Origin of the sequence: Pseudoalteromonas sp. SR45-6 (assembly GCF_014163545.1) — a bacterium.
GTDB classification, from domain to species: domain Bacteria; phylum Pseudomonadota; class Gammaproteobacteria; order Enterobacterales; family Alteromonadaceae; genus Pseudoalteromonas; species Pseudoalteromonas rhizosphaerae.
The window spans coordinates 1-4,384 of record NZ_JACJDM010000108.1; the positions used below are offsets into that span (position 1 = coordinate 1).

Sequence of the window (4,384 nt, forward strand, 5' to 3'; positions counted from 1 at the left end):
GAAGGTCATAAAACTGTTCGTTCAGGAACATTAGTTTCTTATTCAAGTGTATATCTCGATAATGATACAGTTACAAAAGTTATTTATTCCGGCTTGGCAGATATTGTAAAAGTTAATAAAGTCAACCTGCTACTGCCTTTGTTGCGTATAACTTTAAAAAAAGTTCAATAATTATCGTAATAAGTGTAAATCCGTCAGTTAATTGATGAATTTTTTTGCTACAATTGTCTGGCAAGTAATGTGAGTGAGTTCAACAGCACCATGTGCAGTTTATCTGCTTCCTTTTAGTGAGGTTGATCTTGGTCAGTATATTGTTTTTGTAAAAGTCATATCATAGAAACGGCTCTATGCTCGAGCTAACTTAGTCAATTAGTTGATAAAGTCGGGATTATTCGAGCATGAGGCTGTTAATAACCTTGTTTTAATCAAGGGTTTTAATTATGATCGCTTCTATTTTAAAATTTCGAAAAATTAACCTGCTGTAACTGATGTTCTCAATATAGCAAGTGTTGAGAATCATAGTGGAGATAAGTGGATGAGCAATGCGCCTGTAGACAATGGCCGACGTCGCTTTTTAACCATAGCTACCTCTGTTGTAGGTGGTGTTGGTGCGGCTGGGGCTGCTGTTCCTTTTATTGCGTCTTGGAATCCAAGTGAGCGAGCTAAATCTGCGGGTGCGCCTGTAGAAGTAGATATCAGCAAACTTGAGCCGGGACAATTAATACGTGTCGAGTGGCGTGGTAAACCTGTATGGGTTGTATCACGAACCCCTAAAATGCTTGAGCAGATGAAAGAACACGAAGGTCAACTTCGTGATCCGCAATCGCAAGAGCCACAACAATTAGAATCATCAACCAATGATTTCCGTTCATTACGCCCTGAGATATTTCTCGCGGTAGGTATTTGTACGCATTTAGGGTGTTCACCTGGCTTTTTCCAAGGTAATTTTGGTGAAAAGGTTGAGGGAACAGATGATGGTTTCTACTGTCCATGTCACGGTTCTAAATTTGATATGGCTGGCCGTGTATTTAAATCGGTACCTGCCCCGTTAAACTTAGAAATACCACCTTACACATTTCTTGATGATACCACTATTTTAGTGGGCGAAGAAAAAGGGGTAGCCTAATGTTCGGTAAAATTATTGGTTGGATAGACGACCGTATCCCAATGACACGTGTTTGGAACATGCATATTGCACAGTATCCAGCACCGAAAAACTTTAACTTCTGGTATTTCTTTGGCTCATTGGCCATGTTAGTACTAGTAAACCAAATTCTTACCGGGATTTGGTTAACGATGAACTTTGTTCCGTCTTCTGAGGGCGCATTCGCTTCAGTAGAATACATCATGCGTGATGTAGAATACGGCTGGTTACTACGTTATTTGCACTCAACAGGTGCATCAGCGTTTTTCATCGTTGTATATATGCATATGTTCCGTGGCATGATCTACGGTTCTTACCAAAAACCACGTGAATTACTGTGGTTATTCGGTATGTTTATCTTCTTAGCGTTAATGGCTGAAGCATTCATGGGTTACTTATTACCATGGGGTCAAATGTCATTCTGGGGTGCACAGGTAATCATTTCACTATTCGGGGCTATTCCGGTTATTGGTGATGACTTAACACTTTGGATCCGTGGTGATTATGTAATATCAGGTGCAACGCTTAACCGCTTCTTTGCATTACATGTTATTGCTTTACCATTGGTTATCGTAATTTTAGTATTCTTACACATTGTGGCACTGCACGAAGTGGGTTCAAATAACCCTGACGGCGTTGAGATCAAGCGTAAGAAAGGCTCTGTTGCTGAAGAAGATAAGCCTAAATTTAAATTCCATGAGTATTACACTGACAAGAAAGATATTGTTGATGCGATTCCGTTCCATCCTTATTACACAGTAAAAGATATTGTGGGTGTGGTTGGTTTCTTAATCTTGTTTTGTTGGGTGGTGTTCTTTATGCCTGCGATGAATGGTTTCTTCCTTGAAGGACCAAACTTTGAAGCGGCAAACCCACTTAAAACACCTGAACATATTTTCCCAGTTTGGTACTTTACGCCATTCTATGCAATCTTACGTGCAATCCCAGATAAACTAATTGGTGTTGCTGCGATGGGTGCATCGATTGTAGTGCTGGCGTTATTACCTTGGCTTGACCGTGGCACAGTGAAATCGGTTCGTTACCGTTGTGGCTTCCATAAATGGAACATCGCAGGTTTTGTTGTTACTTTCGTGCTTCTTGGTTGGGTGGGTGCAACTCCACAAACTGATATGAAGACGATCATTTCACAAATCTGTACTGTGACTTACTTTATGTTCTTCGTACTGTTGTTTGTATACAGTAAGAATGAAAAAACTAAGCCATTGCCAGAGAGGTTAACGAAATGATGAAAAAGCTAATTATCGGTTTATTTGCTTTATCAATAAACGTATTGCCGGCAATGGCGGCAGGTCCATCGGTTCCATTAATGGAAGCCGGTAATGACCTAACTGATCAGCCTTCGTTGCAACGTGGTGCAAAGTTGTTCATGAACTACTGTCTTGGTTGTCACCAAATGCAGTATCAGCGTTATGAGCGTACTTTCCGTGATATCGGTATTCCAACAGCCGTTGGCCTTGAGCAGTTAATTTTTGACGGTTCAAAAGTTGGTAGCCATATCACTAACGCAATTACTAAAGATGATGCAGCAAAATGGTTTGGTGCGGCTCCGCCGGATCTAACTCTAATTGCACGTGTAAAATCTCCGGATTATATTTACACGTACTTAAAGTCATTTTATAAAGATGAATCTCGTCCGTTTGGAGTTAACAATATTGTTTTCCCATCGGTAGGTATGCCTCACGTTTTGCAAGAACTGCAAGGTTTACCAACGCCTATTACTGAAGAAGTCGAAGAACATGGTCACACTGTGACTAAAGTTATTGGTACTGAAACAGATGGGACTGGCGAAATGAGTGTAGACGAGTACGATCAAGCGGCTCGTGACTTAACTAACTTCCTTGAGTACGTGGGTGAACCTTCACGTCTTGAATCAGAAGCGTTAGGTATCAAGGTTATCGGATTCTTAGTTATCCTATTTATCTTGGCATTCATGTTGAAGAAAGAATACTGGAGAGATGTTCATTAATTTTGAACATATTTAAAGGTAATTTTGCAATAGGGGCTTAAGCCCCTTTTGCTGTTTTTGTTATTTAATGGAGGTAGGCATGGCCGTAGCTGCCAATAAGCGCCCTGTAATGACCCTTTTTTCTGGTGCTAACTGTATGTATAGCCATCAAGTACGCATTGTACTTGCTGAAAAAGGCGTAAGTGTAGATATTCATCTGGCCGAAAAGGACAACCTGCCAGAAGCACTTCATGAAATTAACCCTTACGGTACAGTGCCAACACTGATTGACCGTGAGCTTGGTTTATATCAGGCAAACATCATCATGGAATACCTTGATGAACGTTTTCCTCACCCTCCACTAATGCCTGTTTATCCGGTAATGCGTGGCCGCAGCCGTTTAATGATGCATCGCATCGACACAGATTGGTACAGCCTTGCTGCTAAAATTTATGCTAATGGCGCTGAATCAGCGCAAGCGCGTAAAGAACTAACAGAAGCTTTACTTGCTGTTTCAGCAATCTTTACTGAAGCTCCTTACTTTATGAGTGAAGAGTTTAGTTTAGTTGATTGTTACTTAGCACCATTACTATGGCGTTTACCAGAGCTTGGTATTGAGCTAACTGGTGCAGGTTCTAAAGAGATGAAAGAATATATGATCCGTTTATTTGAGCGTGAATCATTCCAAGCTTCTCTTACTGAAACTGAGCGCGAGATCCGTTTGTAATGACGCCTAATCGTCCTTATTTACTTCGTGCTTTCTTTGATTGGATTGTTGATAATCAGTGTACACCGCATTTAGTGGTTAATGCTGATTTTCCAGCCGTGCAAATACCAACACAGTTTGTTCAAGATGGACAAATTGTGTTGAATATTAGCCCATCAGCTGTCACACAATTCTCAATGGATAATCAGCAGTTAAGCTTTAGTGCCCGCTTTGGTGGTCAGCCAATGCAAGTATACGTGCCAATTGGTGCCGTGCTTGCGATCTATGCCCGCGAAAACGGTGAAGGCACTGTGTTTACTGCAGATGAGTTTTTAGAAGATGAAGACGAGTTTGCAGCTGAGTTAGAAAGTGTTGATATCGCAGATGAATTATTACCTGACGAGCCAGCTCCTTCTAAGCCTGAAAAGAAAAAAGGCTCACACTTACGTGTTATTAAGTAATATGTAATTGTTTGATAAAAACCGCTGATTAAGCGGTTCTTTTATACAGGCATAAAAAAACCGCTTAATCAGCGGTTTTAGATCGGAAGAGCACCGTCCGAACTCCA

At 40.9% G+C, this 4,384-nt stretch carries 5 protein-coding genes; all 5 read left to right on the forward strand.

All coding sequences use genetic code 11. The features are described from left to right. Positions 1-535: 535 nt before the first annotated feature. The 5 genes from petA to H5158_RS22145 all read left to right on the forward strand — a co-directional run bounded on the left by petA (position 536) and on the right by H5158_RS22145 (position 4,277). Positions 536-1,126, forward strand: coding sequence for a ubiquinol-cytochrome c reductase iron-sulfur subunit (gene petA / locus H5158_RS22125; RefSeq protein WP_182719667.1), 591 nt, complete (start codon positions 536-538; stop codon positions 1,124-1,126). Then, on the forward strand, positions 1,126-2,391 hold the full coding sequence (locus H5158_RS22130) for a cytochrome b N-terminal domain-containing protein (protein ID WP_149980603.1): 1,266 nt from the start codon (positions 1,126-1,128) through the stop codon (positions 2,389-2,391). The genes petA and H5158_RS22130 overlap by 1 nt, the downstream gene beginning before the upstream one ends. Beyond that, entirely contained in the window at positions 2,388-3,131 is a 744-nt protein-coding gene (locus H5158_RS22135) for a cytochrome c1 (protein WP_182719666.1), read from the forward strand. The genes H5158_RS22130 and H5158_RS22135 overlap by 4 nt, the downstream gene beginning before the upstream one ends. A 79-nt stretch (positions 3,132-3,210) precedes the next feature. Further along, positions 3,211-3,837, forward strand: a complete 627-nt coding sequence (gene sspA / locus H5158_RS22140) for a stringent starvation protein SspA (RefSeq protein WP_064667929.1) — start codon at positions 3,211-3,213, stop codon at positions 3,835-3,837. Then, on the forward strand, positions 3,837-4,277 hold the full coding sequence (locus H5158_RS22145) for a ClpXP protease specificity-enhancing factor (protein WP_145236812.1): 441 nt from the start codon (positions 3,837-3,839) through the stop codon (positions 4,275-4,277). Before sspA ends, H5158_RS22145 begins: the two co-directional genes overlap by 1 nt. The last annotated feature ends 107 nt before the right edge of the window (positions 4,278-4,384 follow it).

What these genes read in the sequence shown, in the direction of transcription:
- petA (WP_182719667.1), top strand. Translation starts at nt 536, where the DNA reads ATGAGCAATGCGCCTGTAGACAATGGCCGACGTCGCTTTTTAACCATA.
- H5158_RS22145 (WP_145236812.1), top strand. Translation starts at nt 3,837, where the DNA reads ATGACGCCTAATCGTCCTTATTTACTTCGTGCTTTCTTTGATTGGATT.
- sspA (WP_064667929.1), top strand. Translation starts at nt 3,211, where the DNA reads ATGGCCGTAGCTGCCAATAAGCGCCCTGTAATGACCCTTTTTTCTGGT.
- H5158_RS22130 (WP_149980603.1), top strand. Translation starts at nt 1,126, where the DNA reads ATGTTCGGTAAAATTATTGGTTGGATAGACGACCGTATCCCAATGACA.
- H5158_RS22135 (WP_182719666.1), top strand. Translation starts at nt 2,388, where the DNA reads ATGATGAAAAAGCTAATTATCGGTTTATTTGCTTTATCAATAAACGTA.